Below are 22599 nucleotides of genomic sequence, written 5' to 3'. Positions count from 1 at the left end.
GCCATAACGCATTCGCCGCCGCCAGGGGCAAAAGCCTGCGAAGGACAGTTTTCCAAGTCAAGAGCGTATCTGGAGGCAGACAGACGCGTCAGCGGGTAGCCACCCGCCGGGAGCGATAGTGGCCAGGCGTTTCACCCATGACGCGCCGGAAACGGCGGTTGAACGTCGACAAATCGTTGAAACCGGCCTCGAAGGCGATTGCCGAGATGGCATCGCCTGACATGCGTAGCCGCACCGCCGCGCGGTGCAGCCGGGTTCTCAGCAGAAACTGATAGGGCGTCATGCCGGCGACCTGCCGGAAGGTGCGCAGGAAATGATACGGGCTGGTCGCCGTCGCGCAGGCAAGCTCGGAAAGCGAGACCGGCCTGCCGGCATTGAGCTCGATCTGCCGCACCGCCTCGGCAACCCGTTTCTGGTCGCGGCGGCTCGGCGGTCGGACGCCCGGCACCGCATCGCTGGCCACAGGCAGTGCTGCGCCGGCAACAGCCAGTGCTGCGCCGGCAATTCGCAGGCCAAGCTCCTCAAAGGCGTCGATGTCGACCATCTCGCGCGCCGCTTCCGCCTCGGCCAGCAGCGATGCCAGCGCCGGCAAGGGCGGCATATGCGGCACGCCGAAGGCGAGCTTGCTCGCGCCGGGCACGTCGCTGGCGATGCGGTCGAGATAGGCCGGAGCGAAGTGGAAGGACAGGCAATGGTCGCCGGCGCCATGCTCATGCCCGCATTCATAGCAGGCGCCGACATTGCCGAGCAGGATCGCGCCCGGCGCCAGCATGGCGGCGCCTTGCCTGGTGCGGTAGCGGAAGGTGCCGCTGGTGACAGCGGCAACGCAGAAGGTGTCGTGCGCCTCCTCGAACGGGCGGTCGCCGGCGCCGGCCGTGCACAGCACGTCACAGACATACCAACCCTGCCCCGATGCCAGGTTTTGTTGGCTCGTCGTCATGGCTTGAAAGATAGCAATTTTTCCCAAGCGCGACACCCTGCCGGGGCCTATCGCTTGCAGCCTCCTGACACAACGAAGGCAGCAAGTATGATCGGTGCATCCTCCTTTGCCGAAGCGCTCCACAGCGACGGCCCCAATCCCGGCCTGGCTGAAAAGCTGGATCTCTACGGCCGCTTCGTCGGCGCCTGGACATTCGATGCCACGCGCCATCTCGAGGACGGCACGGTTCTCACCGGACGCGGCGAGGTGCATTTCGGCTGGGTCCTGGAAGGCAGGGCGATCCAGGATGTATGGATCCTGCCCGCGCGGGATGCCGGCCCCTCGCCCTCGCTCGGCAAATGGACTTTCTATGGCACAACGCTGCGGGCCTATGATCCCGGCTCGGATGCCTGGCACATCTTCTGGAGCGACCCGCGCAACCAATACTACAGCCGCCAGCTTGGTCGCGCCGAAGGCGACACGATTGTGCAGGTCGGCGCCGACGGCACTGGTTCCTCGGTCCGCTGGAGCTTTTCACGCATCACCAAAGACAGCTTCCGCTGGCTCGGCGAGCGTTCGCACGACGATGGCAAGACATGGCGTCTCGAAGTCGAGTTCCTGGCGCGCCGCGTCGCCCAGGACTGATGACGCAACATATTGCAAAAAAGGTGAAAAAACATGCTTGACCATGTCTCGATCGGTGTCCGCGACACCAATTTTTCGAAGCCCTTCTACGATGCCGCGCTAAAGCCGCTTGGTTATTCCTGCCTCAGCCAGTCGCCAGGCTCACTGGGTTATGGTGCACAAGCAATCGCGCTGTGGGTGAACGACGCGGAGCAGCCAGTGCCATCGGACGAGAAGTCCGGTCTGCATTTCTGCTTTACCGCGCCGACCAGGCGGAGCGTCGACGCCTTTCACGCCGACGCCTTGCGTGCAGGCGGCAGCGACAATGGCGCGCCGGGCCTGCGCGCCGACTATGGCGAGGACTATTACGCTGCCTTCATCGTCGATCCCGACGGCTATCGCCTGGAGGCCTGTTGCAACGCTGCCGCCTAACATAGCCGGCGTCTCCGGTATCGGCATCTCAGACGGTTCCCACCGGCCAGCCTTTGCTCTACCACTATCGTGGCGCAGGGGTCCGTCCCGGCGGGAGGGGTCAGCGATGCCGAGTTTCGACAGCCTGTTCAACGCCTTCGTCACCATTCTGGTGACCATCGACCCGCCAGGTCTCGCGCCGCTCTTCCTCGCGGTGACACGCGGCATGAACCGCGAGGAACGTCAGCAGGTTTCGGTGCGCGCCTCGATCATCGGCTTCCTGGTGATGGCGCTGTTTGCGGTGGCCGGGGCGTCCATCCTGTCGGTGTTCGGCATCACGCTGCCGGCTTTCCGCGTCGCCGGCGGGTTTTTGCTGTTCTTCATCGCGTTCGAAATGGTGTTTGAGCGCCGCCAGGACCGCAAGGAGAAGATCGGCGACGTCGCCATCACCAAGGACATGATCCACAATATCGCGGCCTTCCCGCTGGCGATCCCGCTGATCGCCGGCCCCGGTGCGATTTCGGCGACCGTGCTACTGTCGGGCTCTTTCCAGGGTTTTGCCGCACAAGCGGCGCTGGTCGGCATCATCTTCGTCTGTCTTGCCATCACCTATCTGGTGTTCGTGCTGTCGGAGCGCATCGACCGCATCCTCGGCCAGACCGGCCGCTCGATCCTGACCCGCCTGCTCGGCGTCATCCTTGCCGCGCTTGCGGTTCAGTTCGTCGCGGATGGCATCAAGGCGCTTATGGCGGGGTGAACGGCAGGCCCTGCTCCCTGCTCCCTGCTCCCTGCTCCCTGCTCCCTGCACCCTGCTCCCTGCTCCCTACTCCACCGCCGTATCGACGACCTCGAAATCGTGGGTGATGACAGCCGTCTTGGCCAGCATGGCCGAGGCCGAGCAGTATTTCTCGATCGACAGGTTGATGGCGCGCTGGACCTTGTCGTGCGACACCGCGTGGCCCGTGACGATGAAATGCATGTGGATGCGGGTGAAGACTTTCGGGTCGGTTTCGGCTCGGTCGGCGTCGAGTTCGACAACACAGTCCTCGATCGCCTCGCGGCCTTTTTCGAGGATGTGGACGACATCATAGGCCGAGCAGCCGCCGGTGCCGATCAGCATCAGTTCCATCGGGCTCGGACCCGGCGTCTTGCCTTCCGGCCCGGAGCCGGTTCCCAGCACAACCTTGTGGCCGCTGCCGGACTCGCCGACGAAGGTGCGCTCCTCGACCCATTTGATCCGGGCTTTCACGGCAATCTTCCTTTCAGAAAGCGTCACTGGCCGAAGACGACCGTGTGCATGATCCGCCCCGGCAGCAGCGTGAACACGCCGGCGCCGATCAGGGCGAAAACATACAGCGATATCATGACCCTGCGATGTTTGGCGACCCGATGCATATGCGCGTGCCAGACCGCCAGCGGCACGGCGATCAACACTAAAATCGACAAGAGATGGATCGGGCTGAACGGACCGACGAGGCGTATCTGCTGGATCCAGAAACTGGAGATGGCGACGACCATCATCAGCGCCGCCCAGGCATAGCCGACGACACGATGACGCGTCGTGCCTTTCGGCAGCGCCAGTTGCGTAGCGCCAACGGCCAGCGCGGCAAGGGCCGCGAAGGCGTGCCATGGAATGGGAGGGCGCGCCGATAGAAGCGGTCCGAGCGACATCGCACCCTCTCCTCAGATATCGCTGACTATCGTCAGCTCAGAACGGGATTTCGTCGTCCAGTTCGCGCGACGAGCCGCCGCCACCGCCGCCCTTGGAACCGCCGCCACCGCTGTTGCCGCCGCGGTTGAAGCTCTCATTGGGGCCAGACTGGCCGAAATCCGAGCCACGGCTCGCGCCGCTGCCGCCGGCATAGTTGCCGACCTGACCGCCGCCCTCGCCGCGAGAATCGAGCATCTGCAGCTCGCCGCGGAATTTCTGCAACACGACTTCGGTCGTGTACTTGTCGGCGCCGGTCTGGTCCTGCCATTTGCGTGTCTGCAGCTGGCCTTCGACGTAAACCTTCATGCCCTTCTTCAGGTACTGCTCGGCGACCTTGGCGATCTGGTCATTGAAAATGACCACGTTGTGCCATTCGGTCTTTTCCTTGCGCTCGCCGGAATTCTTGTCGCGCCAGCTTTCCGACGTGGCGATGCGGATGTTGACGACTGGGTCACCAGAATTCAGGCGGCGGATTTCAGGGTCCGCGCCGAGGTTACCGACCAGAATGACCTTGTTGACGCTACCCGCCATGACACTTCTCCGCGCTCATCCGAAACAAATTTCAAGTCGTTCACCTTACAGGCCGCGGACAATCCTGGCTTGCCGCGGCTGGCTTTTCCCACAAGGTTTTTGTTCCCTTTTCGTTCCTATACTGTTAACCACGGATTGTCAAGGAATGGCAGCAATCGCCGACGCGGGCGCGTGGATTTAGCTGACACGCAGGGGCGAGAAGCGGTGTCGTCAGCGCCGTTTTTTCGCTGGTCGCAACGGACCGAAAAAGCCGCTCCACTCCATGCCCATGGCATGGGCGCGCTGTGCGATCACGGTTGGTGCCGACATCAGCCCGACTGCAGGTTCAGATTTTAGAGCCGGGTCATTCAGCAATTTCCCGATCGCGCGCCCGTGCCACCACACCTGAGCGACGAGCGCCGCTACCACCGCGATCAGGCCCCAGGTCCCAAATCCTTCGCCGAAGATGTAAATCCCGTATGGCGGCGATAGCGCCGTACCCAGCTTGGCCAACAAGATCACGGCCACGAAACCGATGACGGCGATGGCGCCTATACCGAGGACGAGGCGGCGATAGAGCCTCAGAGCCTCGTTGAGGTTCTCGGCGGACGAAAGATCGACGTTGGAATTCATAATACTACTCCTGCCTCGCGATGATCGGCCCATCTTGTTCCCCATGGATTAGAGGCCCGGCAGGATCCAATCAATACGGGGCATTCAAAACACCCCTTGCCAAATCGATAAGTATTGACTTATGCTTTTGCCATGATCGAAGCACAGATTTTTCGCGCCCTGGCCGACCCGACGCGACGCGCCGTCTATGAGCGGCTGACTTCCGGCGAGATGAGCGTTTCGGAGTTGCGCACCGGCATGAGCGTGTCGCAGCCGGCGGTGTCGCAGCACCTTGCCGTGCTGCGCGGCGCCGGCCTGGTCAGCGAAAGGCGGGCCGGCCGCAATGCCTACTATCGCGCCGATCCGCAAGGGCTCGAGCCGCTGCTCGGCTGGATCGAACGCTACCGCGCATTCTGGCCGGAGCGCATCGAAAGACTGAAGGCCGTTTTGAAGGACATGGACCAATGACCGACGAAAAGCAGACGCAGACCGCCAAGGATGCCCTCGCCTTCGAATGCGATCTGCCGGACGCACCGGAAAAAGTGTGGCGGGCGCTGACCGTGCCGGAGCTTTTGGCGGAATGGATGATGCCGAACGACATCAAGCCGGAAACCGGCAGCCGCTTTGCCTTTGCCGGGCCTGAGAAGCCGATCGAGTGCGAAGTGCTCGATGCCGAACCGGGGCGCCTGCTGCGCTATTCCTGGCGCGAGCGTTCTGAAACCGGCGATGCCAATGGGCTGGACAGTATCGTGACCTTCACGCTTGCCCGCACTGTTTCCGGTGGCACGCATTTGCGCATTGTTCATGACGGGTTTGCCGCGGCGGCAACGCCTGCGGTGGCGATGGCGGGCGCCGCCTGCCGGCTCTCGCTGCGCGCATACAAGCCCAAGCCGCCAGTCGCCGCCAACGCGCCGCGCCTGTTGCTGCGCGCTGCCTAAACCGGAAAAATCAAAACGGAGACAATGAGATGAGCGGCTTTGCCAATCTGGTGCCGATGGTGATCGAGCAATCGAGCCGCGGCGAACGCGCCTTCGACATTTTCTCGCGGCTGCTGCGCGAGCGCATCATCTTCGTCAATGGCGAGATCAATGACGGCATGTCGGCGCTGGTCTGCGCCCAGCTCCTGTCGCTGGAATCGGACAATCCCGACAAGGAGATCTCGCTCTACATCAACTCGCCGGGCGGCGTGGTGACCAGCGGTTTCGCCATCTACGACACGATACAATATGTCAGCTGCCCGGTGTCGACCGTGTGCATGGGCTTTGCCGCGTCGATGGCCTCGTTCCTGCTGATGGCGGGAACGCCGGGGCGGCGCATCGCGCTCCCCAACGCCAGCATCGTGCTGCACCAGCCTTTGGGCGGCTTCCAGGGCCAGGCCTCCGACATCCAGCGTCACGCCGAAGGCATTTTGCGCACCAAGCGGCACATGGCCGACCTCTACGCTCACCATTGCGGCCGCACCCACGAAGAGGTCGAACGCACGCTTGACCGCGATTTCTTCATGACCGCGAAGGAGGCCAAGGACTGGGGCCTCGTCGACCACGTCTTCGACACCCGCAAGCAGGCAGCGGCCTGATCACCGTATCGAATGCAGGCCGGTGTTCCCTCAATTTCAACGCCGCTGGTCTGGCCTCGCCTTGAGCGCGGCACTATAGTCTTGCCATGCGCTACCACCTGAACAGACTGACCATAGCCATTGCCATCACGGCGGCGACATCGAGCATGGCCTTTGCCGGGGGCAGCACCAGCACGTCGCGGAAAGGCGCCCTGCCCGGCGTGACCGGCGACTACCGCATCGCCAAGCCCGCGCCGCAGCCGGAGCCGGACGACGCGCTGCCTGCCGGCGAGAACGGCACGTTCAAGATCGGCGACACCGATGTCAAGATTTCCGGCAGCATCACTGTCGATGTCGGCACGGGTGGGATCAAGCCGCCGCGCCGGTAGCCCCTTCTCCCAGCTACTATACGGGAGAGAAAGCCTGCGCCGACGACTTCCTCGCAAACGAACAGCCCCGCCGTTGCTTCCGCAAACGGTCGGGGCTTTTTTTGGATTTCAAATCCAAACTGCCGGTAGTGTTATACCGACTTTGATTTCGGATGCTTCGCGGCATTCAGCCGACGATCCGACTAGCCGTCTCTGATTTTTGTGGGATTCGGCAGATCACGGTTTGTCGGGTGGTTTGTTGGACTGACGCGATGCGATCGTTTGGACGCATACACTTCAATGCCTTGAAACTACCTGGCACTTATGCCCGCCGCGGCTCCACTAGCAGGTGGAGCCTCAAGGGACTATCCGGTGGCGTCATGCTCCGCTCCTATGTCCGTTGCGACTGGGGTCAATCCGAAGCACAAATCGCAAAAACCTGCGGCGTCTCGCAGGCCGCTATGGGCGGCGAGGCCATCAAAGACGGCCGGCTCCGTTGACTCCGGCAGAGTGCGCCCCCGATTCGACGACGTCAACCTTGAATAGCCGGTTACGGAAAATGTGATCGCCGGGAGCTTACGTCAGGGTCAGTTTCTGAAACACCCTTGTCAGTTTCTGCACAGCTTTGTCAGGAGCGTGTTCGGCCTTTGTTCTTTCCGCTTGCCCCTTCGCTCGAAAGACGGTTAAACGGCTTTGGTCGAGAAGTGTGGGGTCTCTCGACGTGGCGGCAAAAATACCTACATAGGGAACGGTCGGGAAAACCCGCCGATCCCACTGACACCAGACCTGAGGCGGCGACCGGCGATGGCCGACCATAAATACCTTTCCATTCGCGGGGCACGCGAACACAACCTGAAGAATGTCGATCTCGACCTGCCACGTGACAGCCTGATCGTCATGACCGGCCTGTCGGGCTCCGGCAAATCGTCGCTTGCTTTCGACACCATCTATGCCGAGGGCCAGCGCCGTTACGTCGAGAGCCTGTCGGCCTATGCGCGCCAGTTCCTCGAAATGATGCAGAAGCCGGATGTCGACCAGATCGACGGCCTATCACCGGCCATCTCCATCGAGCAGAAGACCACGTCGAAGAACCCGCGCTCGACAGTCGGCACCGTCACCGAGATCTACGACTACATGCGCCTGCTGTTTGCGCGCGTCGGCATCCCCTATTCGCCGGCCACCGGCCTGCCGATCGAGAGCCAGACGGTTTCGCAGATGGTCGACCGGGTGCTGGCGGTCGAGGAAGGCACGCGCCTTTTCCTGCTGGCGCCGATCGTGCGCGGCCGCAAGGGCGAGTATCGAAAGGAACTGCTGGAGCTGCAGAAGAAGGGCTTTCAGCGCGTCAAGGTCGACGGCGTCTTCTACGAGATCGCCGACGTGCCGGCGCTGGACAAGAAGTACAAGCACGACATCGACGTCGTCGTCGACCGCATCGTCGTGCGCGGCGACCTGGCGACACGGCTTGCCGATTCCATCGAAACGGCGCTGAAGCTCGCCGAAGGGCTGGCGGTGGCCGAGTTCGCCGACCGGCCGCTCGACGCCAGCCAGACCGGCGAGGACTCGGTCAACAAATCGAAGAACGAGACGCATGAGCGCATCCTGTTCTCGGAAAAATTCGCCTGCCCGGTTTCCGGCTTCACCATTCCGGAGATCGAGCCCAGGCTGTTCTCGTTCAACAACCCGTTCGGCGCCTGCCCGACCTGCGACGGCCTCGGCAATCAGCGCGCCATCGACGCCAGCCTGATCGTGCCGGACGAAAACGTCTCGCTGCGCGACGGCGCCGTCAGCCCGTGGGCGAAATCGACCTCGCCCTATTATGCGCAGACGCTGGAAGCGCTGGGCAAGGCATACGGCTTCAAGCTCGGCGACAAGTTCAAAGACCTGACCGAAGAGGCAAAGGATGCCGTCCTGCGTGGCACCGGCGAGCGCGAGGTCACCTTCCAATATGATGACGGCCTGCGCTCCTACAAGACCACCAAGACGTTCGAGGGCGTCATTCCCAATCTCGAACGGCGGTGGAAGGAAACCGAATCCGCCTGGATGCGCGAGGAGATCGAGCGCTTCATGTCGGCGACGCCCTGCCCGGTCTGCAAGGGATACCGGCTGAAGCCGGAAGCGCTGGCGGTGAAGATCGCCGGCAAGCATATCGGCGAAGTCACAGAGCTGTCGATCCGCAAGGCCGACCAGTGGTTCACCGAACTGCCGCCACATCTCAACGACCAGCAGAACGAGATCGCGGTGCGCGTTCTCAAGGAAATCCGTGACCGCCTGCGCTTCCTCAACGATGTCGGCCTCGACTATCTGACGCTGTCGCGCAATTCCGGCACGCTGTCGGGCGGCGAGAGCCAGCGCATTCGTCTGGCGTCGCAGATCGGCTCCGGCCTCACCGGCGTGCTCTATGTGCTGGACGAGCCGTCGATCGGCCTGCACCAACGCGACAATGCCCGCCTGCTTGACACGCTCAAGCATCTGCGCGACATCGGCAACACGGTGATCGTCGTCGAGCATGACGAAGACGCCATCCTGCATGCCGATTATGTCGTCGACATGGGTCCGGCCGCCGGCATTCATGGCGGCGAGATCATCGCCCAGGGCACGCCGCAGCAGGTGATGGCCAATCCCAACTCGATCACCGGTAAATATCTGTCGGGCGCGCTCGAAGTCGCCACGCCCGGTGTCAGGCGCGAGGCCAAGAAAAACCGCCGGCTGAAGATCGTCGGCGCGCGCGGCAACAATCTCAAGAACGTCACTGCCGAAATCCCGCTCGGCACTTTTACCGCCGTCACCGGCGTGTCTGGCGGCGGCAAATCGACCTTCCTGATCGAGACGCTGTTCAAGGCGGCGTCGCGCCGCATCATGGGCTCGCGCGAGCATCCGGCCGATCACGACCGCATCGAGGGCCTCGAATTCCTCGACAAGGTCATCGACATCGACCAGTCGCCGATCGGCCGCACACCGCGTTCGAACCCGGCCACCTACACCGGCGCCTTCACACCGATCCGCGACTGGTTTGCCGGGTTGCCCGAGGCCAAGGCCCGCGGCTATCAGCCGGGCCGCTTCTCCTTCAACGTGAAGGGCGGCCGCTGCGAGGCCTGCCAGGGCGACGGCGTCATCAAGATCGAGATGCACTTCCTGCCCGACGTCTACGTCACGTGCGACGTCTGCCACGGCAAGCGCTACAACCGCGAGACGCTCGACGTCCTGTTCAAGGGCAAGTCGATCGCCGACGTCCTGGACATGACGGTCGAGGAAGGCGTCGATTTCTTTGCCGCCGTGCCCGGGGTGCGCGACAAGCTGGAGACGCTGAAGCAGGTCGGCCTCGGCTACATCCATATCGGCCAGCAGGCGACGACGCTGTCGGGCGGCGAGGCGCAGCGCATCAAGCTCGCCAAGGAATTGTCGCGCAAGGCGACCGGCAAGACGCTCTACATCCTCGACGAGCCGACCACCGGCCTGCACTTTCACGACGTCGCCAAGTTGCTGGAAGTGCTTCACGAACTGGTCGACCAGGGCAACACGGTGGTGGTCATCGAGCACAATCTCGAAGTCATCAAGACCGCCGACTGGGTGCTCGACCTCGGCCCCGAAGGCGGCGATGGCGGTGGCGAACTGGTGGCACAGGGCACACCGGAAGCCATCGTGCGCGAAAAGCGCAGCTACACCGGCCAGTTCCTGAAGGAGCTTTTGGAGCGGCGGCCCGGAGGCAAGCGCGAAGCGGCGGAGTAACTGACAGACCGGTCGGGCGCCTGGAGAGCTTTGAATGACAGTCCGACAGGCGCTTGCCGGTGATCTCGACGCAGTCGTCTCGCTGACGCAGACCGCCTATGAGCACTACACGCCCCTGTTAGGCGCGCCGCCGCTCCCAGTCACCGAGGACTATGCGCCACGCATCGAGCGTGGCGAGGTCTGGCTCTTGGAGAGCGGCGCGGAACTCGCCGGGCTGATCGTTATTGAGCGCCATCCCGATCATGCGATGATCTTCAGCGTCGCGGTCTCCCCCGCTTTCCAGGGCAGGAAACTCGGCACCGCGCTGCTCGACTTCGCCCAGGAACAGGCGCGGCTATGGGGGGTGCCGGAGGTCCGGCTCTACACCAATTCGCGCATGGAGCGGAACATCGAGATCTATACGGCCTATGGCTTCCACGAAACGGGCCGCCGAGCCAATCCCCACCGTCCCGGATGGACCGTGGTCGACATGATCAAACCGGTTGGAAAAATAGCCTGACCGCATTTTTAGAACTGGGAGGAAGACGATGATCAGCCAAGGAACAATCCGCGCCGGGATGGGCGGCTGGACTTTCGAACCCTGGGATACGTCCTTCTACCCGGACAAGCTTTCCAAGGCCAAACAGCTGAGTTACGCCACCCGCCAGGTACCGAGCATCGAGGTCAACGGCACCTACTATTCCAGCTTCAAGGAGCCGACCTTCGTCAAATGGGCGGGCGAGGCGCCGGACGGTTTCGTCTATTCGCTGAAGGGCAATCGCTTCGTCACCAACCGCCGCGTGCTTGGCGAAGCCGGCGAGTCCATCACGCGCTTCCTCGGCTCCGGCATTGCCGCGCTGGGCGACAAGCTGGGCCCGATCCTGTGGCAGTTCGCGCCGACGAAAAAGTTCGACGCCGACGATTTCGAGGCCTTCCTGAAGCTGCTGCCGGAAAAGCAGGATGGCGTGGCGCTGCGCCATGCGCTGGAAGTGCGCAACGACAGTTTCAGCGTGCCGGAATTTGTGGGCCTGGCGCGCAAATACAAGGCGGCAATCGTCTATGCCGACCATGCCAAATATCCTGGTATCGCCGACATCACCGGCGATTTTATCTATGCGCGGCTGCAGACCGGCAGCGACGACAATCCGGATTGCTATACGCCGAATGGCTTGGACGAATGGGCAGCGCGGGTGAAGACCTGGGCGCAAGGCAAGCAGCCGGCCGATCTGCGGCGCGCCGATCCGACTTTCGACGCGCCGGTGAAACCGCGCGACGTGTTCGTCTACTTCATCACCGAGGGCAAGGTGCGCGCGCCGTTCGGCGCCATGGCGCTGATGAAGCGGGTGAGCTGATCGGTTAAAGCGCGTCGCGCTGAAACGGATTCATACGACGCGATTTAAGTCTTTGTCTTGATGCATGCCGTTGTCCCAGAACCGCGGCACACTTCTGGGCGTTAGGAGCAATTCCAGGAAAAGTGTGGGACGGTTTTCCCGGGAAAGCGGTCAGCGCTTTCCCTTGAAAAGGGTTTCAACCCAGAATTGCTACGATGAACCGAAGCGTGATAGCTTATGCGCATCGTAACCTTATCGATACCTCCATCCTGCATAAATCCGGTGCGGGTCCTTTCTAGAGGCCGGCCGCCGCGCGCAAGGACGAGGGCATGTCGCTCGACTACAGTTCCCTTCTGTTGGCTGTCGGGTTTTCCGCCGCTTGCCTCGGCCTGACGCTGTTCGGCATTTGGCTTACCGCGCGCTCGGAAAAATTCCTGCTGACCTGGGCGGTCAGCGTGCTTCTGATCGTCGCCGACGTCTTCGCCTACCAGGCCTATATCGACGCGCCCGGACGCCTGCTCGGCCTCGCCAGCTTCACGTTCCTGCTGCTCGGCTTCGCGACCATGCTGGGCGCGGCCCATCAGTTCACGACCGGCCGCTCGCCATTGCCGCGCATCGCTGTCGGCGCCGGCGTCTCGCTGGCAGTCGCCTTGCCGCCGATGGCGCTTGGCTATGACGGGCTGGGCTTCATGCTGGAGAATGCCTTCGCCGCGCTGCTTTTGTTTGCGACGGCCTATGAATACTGGAAGGGTCGTACGGAATTCCCGGCCCCGATCCTCGGCATTGCAGGGCTCTACACCGCCACCGCAATTTCCTTCGTGCTGTGCTCCGGTGCACTTGTCTGGGATGGCAGGCTGGTGCTTGGCCATGCGCCGAGCAACTGGGCCGAGGATTTCAGCCTCATCGTCGTCATCGCCTGCATGACCGGCATCGGCGCGCTCTCGCTGGCGCTTAACCAGGGACGCCTGGCGCAGCATCATCGCCGCGAAGCGCTGACCGATCCGCTGACCGGACTGCTCAACCGGCGCGCTTTGTTCGACCTGCACGGCAAAACACCGGTCCGGTCCTTCACCGCCGTGATCGTGTTCGATCTCGACGGCTTCAAGGCCATAAATGACGAGTTCGGCCATGCCACCGGCGACGAGGTGCTGAAACTATTCGCCAAGGATTTGACCGCCAATCTCCAGCCAGGCGATGTCGCCGCGCGCATGGGCGGAGAGGAATTTGCATTGGTGCTCGATCGCACCTTGCCTGAAAAGGTGGAATTCATAGCCGAGCGGATCCGGGCCAGTTTTGCCATGCGCCGGATCGATACCGAGACCCGCCTGCTCTCCTGCACCGTCAGCGCCGGCTACGCCTTCGGCAGCGAGGGCGGCACCAAATTCGACAAGGTGCTCAGCGCCGCCGACAAGGCGCTTTACGGCGCCAAGCGCGGCGGCCGCAACCGTGTGCTCGCCTTCCGGCGCGCCGGGTAGGCTGGGCTGATATTCAGCCGGCCTGAACCTCACCACACGTAAAACAACACCCCAAAGCGCGTCGCATGAGGCCGTTCAGGCGCGACGCGCTTTTAGGCCGCTATGACGATCTCGTTGTAAGTGTCGAGGTCGACGTAGAAAACCTTGGTGATTTCGCCGATCAGCTCATCCTGCTGGTAGCCTTGCGAGCGCAGAATGTTGATGGCGGTGATGATGTCGACACGCTCTGTTAGCCGTCGTTTCTGGTGGTCCTCGACGAACCGTTCCATAGCCCTATTCTCCTGGCAAGATTATCTGAACGCATCGACCGACAATCAGAACTGCGAGGGAAGCTAGGGTGGCTTGCTTGCGTGGAACTTGCAGGCTGAGCCAGCATATTCCCTCGATCTGCTACAGAACCAGACTGATACGGAAGCGGCCGACTCACCGAGGCCTAGGAAAGACTAGCATGCAGTATTCGGCGTGCCAGAGGTGGCGGCCTCGGACGAAAGTCCGACGCAACGGGTGCGGACCTTCGCGACTTCATCATCCTTGGGCGTAGCGACCCGAAGCGGAGCGAAGACCCAGGGATCCATGCCGGGACGAAGAAGCGTCATTAACGGTGCAGAATGTGGAATGGCCAATGTGCCGCAGAAGCGATCTTGTTCTGCATCGCGGCACTCTTTGGCTGATGTCGCGGCATGGATTCTAGGGTCTGCGCGCGTCGCTCCGCTCCTTGGCTCCGCCCTAGAATGACGAAGTGATTGTGGGCATTTCAGCCAATCTTCGACGTGTACGATCCGTGCAGCCGTCGACCTGCGTTAAACCGTCAGAAACTTCCTGACGTCCGCCCGGTCGAGATCTTCGGCCGGGCCGGTGTGGACGATCTGGCCGCGGTCCATGATGTTGACCTCGTCGGCGAGCTCGCGGCAGAAATCGAGATATTGCTCGACCAGAAGCACCGCAATGCCGGCCTGATCGCGCAAATAGCGGATGGCGCGGCCGATGTCCTTGATGATCGAGGGCTGGATGCCTTCGGTCGGCTCGTCGAGCACCAGCAGTTTCGGCCGCATGACGAGCGCCCGGCCGATGGCGAGCTGCTGCTGCTGGCCGCCTGAGAGATCGCCGCCGCGCCGCCCCAGCATCTGCTTCAGCACCGGAAACAGTTCGAAGACATGCGCCGGCACGTTGCGGTCGGCGCGCTTCAACGGCGCAAAGCCGGACTCCAGGTTTTCGCGCACCGTCAGCAGCGGAAAGATCTCCCTGCCCTGCGGTATGAATGCGATGCCCGACCGGGCGCGATCATACGCCGCGCTCCGGTCGAGCGCCTTCCCCTCGAAGGCAACGCTTCCGCTCGTCAGCCGGTGGTGGCCGACGATCGATCTCATCAAACTGGTCTTGCCGACGCCGTTGCGGCCGAGCACGCAGGTGATCTTGCCGGCACCCGCCGTCAGCGACACACCGCGCAACGCCTGAGCAGCGCCGTAATGGAGCGTGGCGTTGGAAACTTCGAGCATGTCAGCGCCTTCTCCAGAAGCGGAGGAACGAAAAGTCGAAGCGATGGAATTGCACCCGCCAGACCATGCTCATCTCCCGAGATAAACTTCGACGACCCGCTCGTCGGCCGAGACGAAATCGAGCGAGCCTTCCGACAGCACCGAGCCCTCATGCAGGCAGGTGACCTTGACGCCGAGTTCGCGCACGAAATGCATGTCGTGCTCGACGACGATGACCGAATGGTCGCGCGCTATGTCCTTGAGCAGCCGCGCGGTTTCCTCGGTCTCGGCATCGGTCATCCCTGCGACCGGCTCGTCAACCAAAAGCAGCTTCGGGTCCTGCGCCAGCAGCATGCCGATCTCCAGCCACTGTTTCTGGCCATGGCTGAGATTGGCTGCCAGATCGTGGCGCTTGTCGCCCAGCCGGATGATGCCGAGGATGTCGTCGATCTGTCTGGCTTCGGCGGCCGAGCGGCGATGGAACAGCGCCGGAAAGATCGAGCGCGGGCCCTTCAGCGCCAGCATCAGATTGTCTTCGACGCTGTGGCTTTCGAAGACGGTCGGCTTCTGGAATTTGCGGCCGATGCCCATCATGGCGATCTCCGCCTCGTCGTGCCGGGTCAGATCGACCTGGCCGTCGAAGAACACTTCGCCCTCGTCGGGCCGGGTCTTGCCGGTGACGACGTCCATCATCGTCGTCTTGCCGGCGCCGTTGGGACCGATGATGGCGCGCATCTCGCCCTTGTCGAGCACCAGCGACAGATTGTTGATGGCGCGGAAACCGTCGAAGGAGACCGAGACGCCGTCGAGATAGAGGATGGTGTTGGACTTCGACATCGCTCTATTCCGCCGGCTGCGGTTCAGGCCCGGACGCGGACCAGGCACCGGGCGTTGTTGCTGCGCTGCGCACGATCTTCGATGGCGGCGGGGCATCAGGGTCTGTGCCCGCTTCCTCTGCAATCGCTGCAGCCCGCATCGCCCGAGCGTTACCGCGCCAGGAATCCCACATGCCGACGATGCCCTTGGGCAGGAACAGGGTTACGGCGACGAACAGGCCGCCGAGCGCAAACAGCCAGAACTCCGGCAGCAGGCCGGTGAACCAGGATTTGCCGGCATTGACCAGCAGCGCGCCGACGATCGGGCCGACAATGGTGCCGCGCCCACCGACGGCTGCCCAGATCACGACTTCGATGGAATTGGACGGCTCGAATTCGCCGGGATTGATGATACCGACCTGCGGCACATAGAGCGCGCCGGCGATGCCGGCCATGACAGCCGAGACGGTGAAGGCAAACAGCTTCACGTTCTCCGCCCGCCAGCCGAGGAAGCGGGTGCGGCTCTCGGCGTCGCGCACCGCCATTAGCAGCTTGCCGTATTTGGAGCCGACGATCGCCCAGGTGATGAAGACGGCGAGCGCGAGTATGATGGCGCTGGCGGCAAACAGGGCCGAGCGGGTGGCGTCGGCCTGCACGTTGAAGCCCAGAATATCCTTGAAATCGGTCAAGCCGTTGTTGCCGCCGAAACCCATGTCGTTGCGGAAGAAGGCGAGCAGCAGCGCGTAGGTCATCGCCTGGGTGATGATGGAGAGATAGACGCCGGTGACGCGGCTGCGGAAGGCGAACCAGCCGAAGACGAAGGCGAGCAGGCCGGGCACCGCCAGCACCATGATGGCGGCGAACCAGAAGTGGTCGAAACCGGTCCAGAACCAGGGCAATTCCTTGTAGTTCAGGAACACCATGAAATCGGGCAGGATCGGATTGCCGTAAACGCCGCGCGAGCCGATCTGGCGCATGAGGTACATGCCCATCGCATAGCCGCCGAGGGCGAAGAAGGCGCCATGGCCGAGCGAGAGGATGCCGCAATAGCCCCAGACGAGATCGAGCGCCAAGGCAAGCAATGCATAGCAGAGGTACTTGCCCGTCAACGCGACGATGTAGGACGGAATATAGAACGCGCTTTGCGGCGACACTGCGAGGTTGAGCAGCGGCACGATAATGGCGGCCGTCAGCAGGATGAAAATAGTGATGGCGATGCGACGGTCGGCACCCGCGGCGAAGAAGCGTCCCGTGATCATGTTTCCACCGCCCTGCCCTTGAGCGCGAACAGGCCGCGCGGGCGCTTCTGGATGAACAGGATGATCAGCACCAGCACGACGATCTTGCCGAGCACCGCGCCAGCATAGGGTTCGAGAACCTTGTTGACGATGCCGAGCGAGAAGGCGCCGACCAGCGTGCCCCAGAGATTGCCGACGCCGCCGAAGACCACGACCATGAAGCTGTCGATGATGTAGCCGCGGCCGAGATTGGGCGAGACATTGTCGATCTGGCTGAGCGCGACGCCGGCAATGCCGGCAATGCCGGAGCCGAGCGCAAAGGTCAGCGCATCGACCCAAGGCGTCCTGATGCCCATCGAGGCGGCCATGCGGCGGTTGGCGGTGACGGCGCGCATCTGAAGGCCCCAGGGCGTGCGCTTCATAACAAAGAGCAGCACGCCGAAGACGGTGAGCGCGAAGACCAGGATCCAGAGGCGGTTCCAGGTGACGGCGAGTTGGCCGACATCGAACGATCCCGACATCCAGGAGGGGTTGCCGACCTCCTGGTTGGTCGGTCCGAAGATCGAGCGCACCGCCTGCTGCAGGACAAGCGAGACGCCCCAGGTTGCGAGCAGCGTTTCCAGCGGCCGGCCGTAGAGGAAACGGATGACGCCGCGCTCGATGATCAGGCCGACGGAAGCGGCAACCAGGAAGGCGAGCGGCAGCGCGATCACCAGCGACCAGTCGAACAGGCCGGGGAATGAGGTTCGGATCACCTGCTGGACGACGAAGGTGGTGTAGGCGCCGAGCATCACCATCTCGCCATGCGCCATGTTGATGACGCCCATGACGCCGAAGGTGATGGCGAGACCGATGGCGGCCAGCAGCAGCACCGAGCCAAGCGAGATGCCGTACCATATGTTCTGGCCGGCATCCCACAGCGCCAGGCTCGAATTGATGCTGGCGATTGCCGCCGTCGCGGCATCCTTGACCGCGCCTTGCGCATTGGCCTCGACCGCGGTGAGCAGCGAGACCGCGTCGCGGTCGCCGCGCGCGCCGATCAGGGCAATGGCGGCAAGCTTGTCGGCCTCCGGCTTGTCGGAGACCAGCACCGATGCCGCGCGCGCCTGTTCGAACAATGCCTTGACCTTGGCGTCGGTCTCGGCGGCGATGGCTGCATCGAGCGGCTCGATATTGGCGGCATCGGGGGTCTTGAACATGGTGTCGGCGGCGGCGATGCGGACAGAAGGATCTTTCGCGCGCAACGTCAGCGTTCCCAGCGCATCTCGGATGACACGACGCAGCGTGTTGTTGACCTTGATCTTCGTGATGTCGGCCTTGGGGGCGTCGCCGGCTTTCTCGCCACTCAGCGGGTCGAGCAGCGTGACGCTGTCGGCGGCCTCACTGCCGACGAAGACGGCTGAATCGGCTTTACGGATGTAAAGGTTGCCTTCGGCGAGCGCTGCAAGCGGCCGTTCAACCAGCGGATCGCCGGTGGCGGCAAGTTCGCGCACGACGGCCTCAGTGGCGGCAAAGCCCGTGCCCGTGGCGAATTTGGCGACGATGGCGCGCAGATCGGCTTCGGCTGCGTTCGACGGCAATAGGCTTGCCACCAGGAACACCAGCATGAGGCCGAGAGTGCGCAACAGGATCATCCGTTCAGATACTCTTCTGTGGGGAAATTCCGCGTCCGGGCGGGCTGAAGCGCCCGGACGCTTGGCGGTACCGATCGTGGACGCGTCCACGATCGGTCAGTCCCGGGAGGGATCAGTTCGTGCCCTTGCCGCCGCATTTGCCGGTGGCAACGTTGAAGTTGCCGCAGGACAGAGGCGCGCGCCAATCCGAAATCAGGTCCTTGGAATCGGGCAGATAGTCGGACCATTCGTCGCCCATCACGAGGCCGGGCGTCTGCGACACGGTCTCGAACTGGCCGTCGGCCTGGATCTCGCCGATCAGCACCGGCTTGGTGATGTGATGGTTCGGCATCATGGTCGAATAGCCGCCGGTGAGGTTCGGCACGGACACGCCGACCATGGCGTCGATGACCTTGTCGGGATCGGTGGTGCCAGCCTTTTCGACCGCCTTCACCCACATGTTGAAGCCGATATAGTGAGCTTCCATCGGGTCGTTGGTGGTGCGCTTGTCATTCTTGATGAACTTGTGCCAGTCGGCGATGAACTTCTTGTTTTCGGGTGTGTCGACGCTCTCGAAATAGTTCCAGGCAGCGAGATGGCCGACCAGCGGCGCGGTATCGAGACCGGCCAGTTCTTCCTCACCGACCGAAAAGGCCATGACCGGGATGTCCTCGGCCTTGATGCCCTGGTTGCCGAGTTCCTTGTAGAACGGAACGTTGGCGTCGCCATTGACGGTCGAGACGACGGCGGTCTTCTTGCCGGCCGAGCCGAATTTCTTGATTGCGGAGACTTCGGTCTGCCAGTCGGAGAAGCCGAACGGCGTGTAGTTGACCATGATGTCTTCGGCGGCGACGCCCTTGGCCTTCAGATAGGCCTCGAGGATTTTGTTGGTGGTTCGGGGATAGACGTAGTCGGTGCCTTCCAGCACCCAGCGCTTCACCGAGCCACCGTCCTCGCTCATGAGATAATCGACGGCAGGAATCGCCTGCTGGTTCGGGGCGGCGCCGGTGTAGAACACGTTGCGCTCGCTTTCCTCGCCCTCATACTGGACGGGGTAGAACAGGATGTTGTCGAGTTCCGAGAACACCGGCAACACCGATTTGCGCGACACCGAGGTCCAGCAGCCGAACACGGCGGCGACCTTGTCCTTCGAGATCAGCTCGCGCGCCTTTTCGGCAAAGAGCGGCCAGTTGGAGGCCGGATCGACAACGACCGCCTCGAGCTTCTTGCCGAGCAGACCGCCCTTGGCATTCTGCTCTTCGATGAGCATCAGCATGGCGTCTTTCAGCGTCGTCTCCGAAATCGCCATGGTCCCCGATAGCGAATGCAGAATGCCGACCTTGATCGTGTCTTCGGCGGCCTTGGCCGGAGACGACATCGACAGGCCGGCGGCGATCACGCCCGCCGAAAACATTTTTGTTATTGTGGAGAAATTACCCCTCATACCGAAGACTCCCAAGCTGTTTGATTGCACCGCGACAATGCAAAGCAACTGCCGTGCCAAACGCGAAGGCGCCGCTCACAAAGATGGAATAGCCGAGCGTTATCAGCCGGTTGGTATATTAGCCTGGAGAAACAAAAAGGCAGCCGGTAAAAATTGATTGAGGCAAATTTGCGCAGCGCACACCACTTTTGCCTAATTTTCGCCCAATTGAGACAAATGCCTAGTTTTTGATCTCCGGCCGTGGGTTCCGGGCGAACAATGTTGCGGCACCGCGCAAAAATAGGGCAAGCTCGCCCTTCAAAAGAGAGACGTCATGACATCTCGCATCTCACGCATTTCCTGCATCCTGCTGCTGATGGCAACGAGCGGCGCCGCGCGCGCCGATTTCAGCGAGGGCAAACTTCCTGACGGCACCTATCATTGCGAGGTCTATTTGCTCGGCGCCTTCCTCAACCTCGGCGACATCACTATCAAGGGCAATGTCTATACCGGCCCGGTGACGTTCGGAACGGCGCTGCAAGGCTACAACTATCAGATGAACGCCAATGGCGAGATCACCTGGCTCGGGCCGCTGGGCGGCTATACCACCGGTGGCAACTCCGTCTCCATGACACAGGCAACACTGGACGGCGAGACCGCCCCGTCATTCGACATCATTCTGAAGCAGCCCGACGGCGCCTTCACCGCCTCGACCTGCACCAAGGGCTGAGCGATGCGTAGTGCCGCGCCCCGTTGCGGCAAAACCTTCCTCTTATGTCATGTGAATGTTGCCTAAGCAGACTAGGGCAACGGTGCGCCGTAACATCCACCCTGAGAGGCAGACACCATGGCCAATACACCGTCTTCATCCTCCCCCGTCATCCGCGAAATCATTGCCGAGCGCGTCTCGCGCCGGTCTCTTTTGAAAGGCAGCCTCGCCTCCGGCGCGCTGATTGCCGGCGGCAGCTTTGTCGGCTCCTTGTTTGCCGGCGAAACGCATGCCGCCGCAGCGCAGTCGACGCTCGGCTTTCCCGAGCTGAAGCGGGTCTACGACAAGACCCATGCCGCCGCCGAAGGCTATGAGACGACCATCGTCGCGCGCTGGGGCGACCCGCTTGCAGCCGGCCTCGCCGAATTCGACGGCAACAAGGTCGCGGCGGAGGAACAGGAAAAGCGCTTCGGCTACAATTGCGACTACATCGCCTTCATGCCGCTGCCCAAGGGCACGGTGAATTCCGATCATGGCCTGCTCTGCGTCAACAACGAATACATCTCGCCCAATGTGATGTTTCCGGGGATGACCGAGGGCGATGCCGGCAAGACGATGACCAGGGAACAGGTCAATCTCGGCATGGCCGCGATGGGCCATTCGATCCTCGAGGTGCAGGTGAAGGACGGCAAGTGGGAAACCGTGGCGGACAGCCCGCTCAACCGCCGCATCACCGCCAACACCGAAATGACCGTTTCCGGACCGGTTGCCGGCCATGCGCTGATGAAAACTTCGGCCGACCCGACTGGCACGAAAGTGCTCGGCACCAGCTATAATTGCAGCGGCGGTTTCACCCCCTGGGGTACGGTGCTGACCTGCGAGGAAGGCGTGTCCGACATTTTCGGCGGCGACCCGAAAAAGGCGCCGACTGCCGACCTGCTCGACCGTTACGGCTTCGACGGCTCCGACATCTATGGCCGCGGCCGCTTCCATGACCGCTTCAACCTCGACAAGGAACCGAACGAGGCCAACCGCTTCGACTGGGTGGTCGAGATCGACCCTTACGATCCTCAGTCCAGGCCGGTGAAGCGCACGGCACTTGGCCGCATGTCGCATGAGGCCTCGACCGTGGTCCTCAACAAGGACGGCCGCGTTGTCGTCTATATGGGTGACGACGACTATTTCGAATATATGTACCGCTTCGTCTCGGCCAAGGCCTATGACAAGGCCAACCCGGCCTCCGGCGCCGATCTGCTCGACGATGGCGTGCTGTCGGTCGCCCGCTTCGATGCCGATGGCTCGATGACGTGGCTGCCGTTGGTGCACGGCCAGGGCAAGCTTACCGTCGAGAACGGTTTTGCCGACCAGGCCGAGGTGCTGTTGAAGACGCGGTTTGCGGCAGATGCGCTCGGCGCCACGCCGATGGACCGGCCCGAGGACATCGAGACCAATCCGGTGACCGGCCGCGTCTATGCGGTGATGACCAAGAACAAGAAGCGCGACCAGTCAAAGGTCAATCCGGCCAACACGCGGCCGGAAAATCTCTGGGGCCATATTGTCGAACTGATCCCGCCCGGCGGCCGCGGCGCGGATGCCGACCACACGGCGGAAAAGTATGCCTGGGACCTGTTCGTGCTCTGCGGCAACCCGAAAGATGCCAAGGTCGGCGCCACTTTTCATCCGGACACGTCGGACAATGGCTGGTTCGTCTGCCCCGACAACATCACCTTCGACCCGGCGGGGCGGCTGTGGGTGGCGACGGACGGCGCCAATGATTTCGACCTGCCGGACGGCGTCTATGGCGTCGACACCGAAGGTGCGGCGCGCGGCCTGCCGAAGCTGCTGTTCACCTGCCCGCACGGCGCCGAAGCGACCGGCCCGTGCTTCACGCCGGACGGCACGACTTTGTTCCTGTCGGTGCAGCACCCTGCGGAAGATGCCGAGACGCTCGACAAGGCGCAGACGCTATGGCCCGATTTCAAAGACGGCCAGTTGCCGCGACCTTCCGTCGTCGCCATCCGCCGCAGGGACGGACAGCCGGTCGGCGCATAGTGAGTCCTAGTGAAAAAGGCGGAACGCGCCATGCGCGTTCCGCGTAGCGATCC

General features: G+C 62.6%; 24 protein-coding genes. 13 read left to right on the top strand and 11 right to left on the bottom strand.

Annotation, left to right across the window (positions count from 1 at the left end; all coding sequences use genetic code 11):
* Nucleotides 1-88 precede the first annotated feature (88 nt).
* Nucleotides 89-940 (bottom strand): helix-turn-helix transcriptional regulator, encoded by an 852-nt coding sequence (locus NKI32_RS09410; RefSeq protein ID WP_353002538.1) that lies wholly within the window; start codon nt 938-940, stop codon nt 89-91.
* Nucleotides 941-1027: 87 nt separating this feature from the next.
* On the opposite strand from NKI32_RS09410, the gene NKI32_RS09405 reads away from it, so the two are divergent.
* From NKI32_RS09405 to NKI32_RS09395, 3 genes are all read left to right on the top strand, one after another.
* Nucleotides 1028-1564 (top strand): hypothetical protein, encoded by a 537-nt coding sequence (locus tag NKI32_RS09405; RefSeq protein WP_353002537.1) that lies wholly within the window; start codon nt 1028-1030, stop codon nt 1562-1564.
* A 33-nt stretch (nt 1565-1597) separates the two neighbouring features.
* Nucleotides 1598-1975, top strand: coding sequence for a VOC family protein (locus NKI32_RS09400; RefSeq protein ID WP_353002536.1), 378 nt, complete (start codon nt 1598-1600; stop codon nt 1973-1975).
* Nucleotides 1976-2081: 106 nt separating this feature from the next.
* Nucleotides 2082-2711, top strand: a complete 630-nt coding sequence (locus tag NKI32_RS09395; protein WP_023670949.1) for a MarC family protein — start codon at nt 2082-2084, stop codon at nt 2709-2711.
* A gap of 66 nt (nt 2712-2777) precedes the next feature.
* Here the strand turns inward: NKI32_RS09395 and NKI32_RS09390 are convergent, their stop codons facing one another.
* From NKI32_RS09390 to NKI32_RS09375, 4 genes are all read right to left on the bottom strand, one after another.
* Nucleotides 2778-3203, bottom strand: coding sequence for an OsmC family protein (locus tag NKI32_RS09390; RefSeq protein WP_023700789.1), 426 nt, complete (start codon nt 3201-3203; stop codon nt 2778-2780).
* 23 nt (nt 3204-3226) lie between these two features.
* Nucleotides 3227-3625: a DUF2306 domain-containing protein gene (locus NKI32_RS09385; protein WP_023726685.1), complete on the bottom strand. Its 399-nt coding sequence runs from the start codon at nt 3623-3625 to the stop codon at nt 3227-3229.
* 37 nt (nt 3626-3662) lie between these two features.
* Complete coding sequence (gene ssb, locus NKI32_RS09380; RefSeq protein ID WP_023684633.1) at nt 3663-4196, bottom strand: single-stranded DNA-binding protein; 534 nt, start codon at nt 4194-4196, stop codon at nt 3663-3665.
* Nucleotides 4197-4406: 210 nt separating this feature from the next.
* On the bottom strand, nt 4407-4808 hold the full coding sequence (locus NKI32_RS09375; protein ID WP_353002535.1) for an ABC transporter ATP-binding protein: 402 nt from the start codon (nt 4806-4808) through the stop codon (nt 4407-4409).
* A 132-nt stretch (nt 4809-4940) separates the two neighbouring features.
* Between NKI32_RS09375 and NKI32_RS09370 the strand changes: the two genes are divergently transcribed.
* The 8 genes from NKI32_RS09370 to NKI32_RS09335 all read left to right on the top strand — a co-directional run bounded on the left by NKI32_RS09370 (nt 4941) and on the right by NKI32_RS09335 (nt 13221).
* A complete protein-coding gene (locus NKI32_RS09370; protein ID WP_023712387.1) occupies nt 4941-5255 on the top strand; it encodes an ArsR/SmtB family transcription factor in 315 nt (104 codons plus the stop codon).
* Entirely contained in the window at nt 5252-5725 is a 474-nt protein-coding gene (locus NKI32_RS09365; protein WP_023754908.1) for an SRPBCC family protein, read from the top strand. Before NKI32_RS09370 ends, NKI32_RS09365 begins: the two co-directional genes overlap by 4 nt.
* A 29-nt stretch (nt 5726-5754) precedes the next feature.
* On the top strand, nt 5755-6363 hold the full coding sequence (locus NKI32_RS09360) for an ATP-dependent Clp protease proteolytic subunit (protein WP_353002534.1): 609 nt from the start codon (nt 5755-5757) through the stop codon (nt 6361-6363).
* Between the two features lie 146 nt (nt 6364-6509).
* Nucleotides 6510-6731, top strand: coding sequence for a hypothetical protein (locus NKI32_RS09355; RefSeq protein WP_033003135.1), 222 nt, complete (start codon nt 6510-6512; stop codon nt 6729-6731).
* 783 nt (nt 6732-7514) lie between these two features.
* The gene (gene uvrA, locus NKI32_RS09350; RefSeq protein WP_023693385.1) at nt 7515-10436 is read left to right on the top strand and encodes an excinuclease ABC subunit UvrA; all 2922 of its coding nucleotides are present in this window, start codon (nt 7515-7517) and stop codon (nt 10434-10436) included.
* Between the two features lie 34 nt (nt 10437-10470).
* Nucleotides 10471-10935 carry a GNAT family N-acetyltransferase gene (locus NKI32_RS09345; RefSeq protein ID WP_023706185.1) on the top strand — a complete coding sequence of 155 codons (465 nt, stop codon included), beginning with the start codon at nt 10471-10473 and terminating at the stop codon, nt 10933-10935.
* 28 nt (nt 10936-10963) lie between these two features.
* Nucleotides 10964-11767 (top strand): DUF72 domain-containing protein, encoded by an 804-nt coding sequence (locus tag NKI32_RS09340; protein ID WP_023696502.1) that lies wholly within the window; start codon nt 10964-10966, stop codon nt 11765-11767.
* 308 nt (nt 11768-12075) lie between these two features.
* Nucleotides 12076-13221: a GGDEF domain-containing protein gene (locus NKI32_RS09335; protein WP_023670937.1), complete on the top strand. Its 1146-nt coding sequence runs from the start codon at nt 12076-12078 to the stop codon at nt 13219-13221.
* A gap of 92 nt (nt 13222-13313) precedes the next feature.
* Here the strand turns inward: NKI32_RS09335 and NKI32_RS09330 are convergent, their stop codons facing one another.
* From NKI32_RS09330 to urtA, 6 genes are all read right to left on the bottom strand, one after another.
* Complete coding sequence (locus NKI32_RS09330) at nt 13314-13490, bottom strand: hypothetical protein (protein WP_023670936.1); 177 nt, start codon at nt 13488-13490, stop codon at nt 13314-13316.
* Between the two features lie 531 nt (nt 13491-14021).
* A complete protein-coding gene (gene urtE, locus NKI32_RS09325; protein ID WP_023700798.1) occupies nt 14022-14717 on the bottom strand; it encodes an urea ABC transporter ATP-binding subunit UrtE in 696 nt (231 codons plus the stop codon).
* Between the two features lie 69 nt (nt 14718-14786).
* On the bottom strand, nt 14787-15533 hold the full coding sequence (gene urtD, locus NKI32_RS09320) for an urea ABC transporter ATP-binding protein UrtD (RefSeq protein ID WP_353002533.1): 747 nt from the start codon (nt 15531-15533) through the stop codon (nt 14787-14789).
* Between the two features lie 4 nt (nt 15534-15537).
* Nucleotides 15538-16770, bottom strand: coding sequence for an urea ABC transporter permease subunit UrtC (urtC, locus tag NKI32_RS09315; protein ID WP_023670933.1), 1233 nt, complete (start codon nt 16768-16770; stop codon nt 15538-15540).
* Nucleotides 16767-18383, bottom strand: coding sequence for an urea ABC transporter permease subunit UrtB (gene urtB, locus NKI32_RS09310; protein WP_023684622.1), 1617 nt, complete (start codon nt 18381-18383; stop codon nt 16767-16769). The genes urtC and urtB overlap by 4 nt, the downstream gene beginning before the upstream one ends.
* 112 nt (nt 18384-18495) lie before the next feature.
* Nucleotides 18496-19806 (bottom strand): urea ABC transporter substrate-binding protein, encoded by a 1311-nt coding sequence (gene urtA / locus NKI32_RS09305; RefSeq protein WP_023684621.1) that lies wholly within the window; start codon nt 19804-19806, stop codon nt 18496-18498.
* A gap of 313 nt (nt 19807-20119) precedes the next feature.
* Between urtA and NKI32_RS09300 the strand changes: the two genes are divergently transcribed.
* On the top strand, nt 20120-20515 hold the full coding sequence (locus NKI32_RS09300; protein WP_023684620.1) for a hypothetical protein: 396 nt from the start codon (nt 20120-20122) through the stop codon (nt 20513-20515).
* 117 nt (nt 20516-20632) lie between these two features.
* Nucleotides 20633-22546: a PhoX family protein gene (locus NKI32_RS09295; RefSeq protein WP_023684619.1), complete on the top strand. Its 1914-nt coding sequence runs from the start codon at nt 20633-20635 to the stop codon at nt 22544-22546.
* The last annotated feature ends 53 nt before the right edge of the window (nt 22547-22599 follow it).

The organism is Mesorhizobium sp. M0761 (genome assembly GCF_040320205.1).
In the GTDB taxonomy this organism is placed as follows: Bacteria; Pseudomonadota; Alphaproteobacteria; order Rhizobiales; family Rhizobiaceae; genus Mesorhizobium.
The sequence above is the reverse complement of the archived record's forward strand: the minus strand, read 5'-3'. Positions and strand labels throughout refer to the sequence as shown.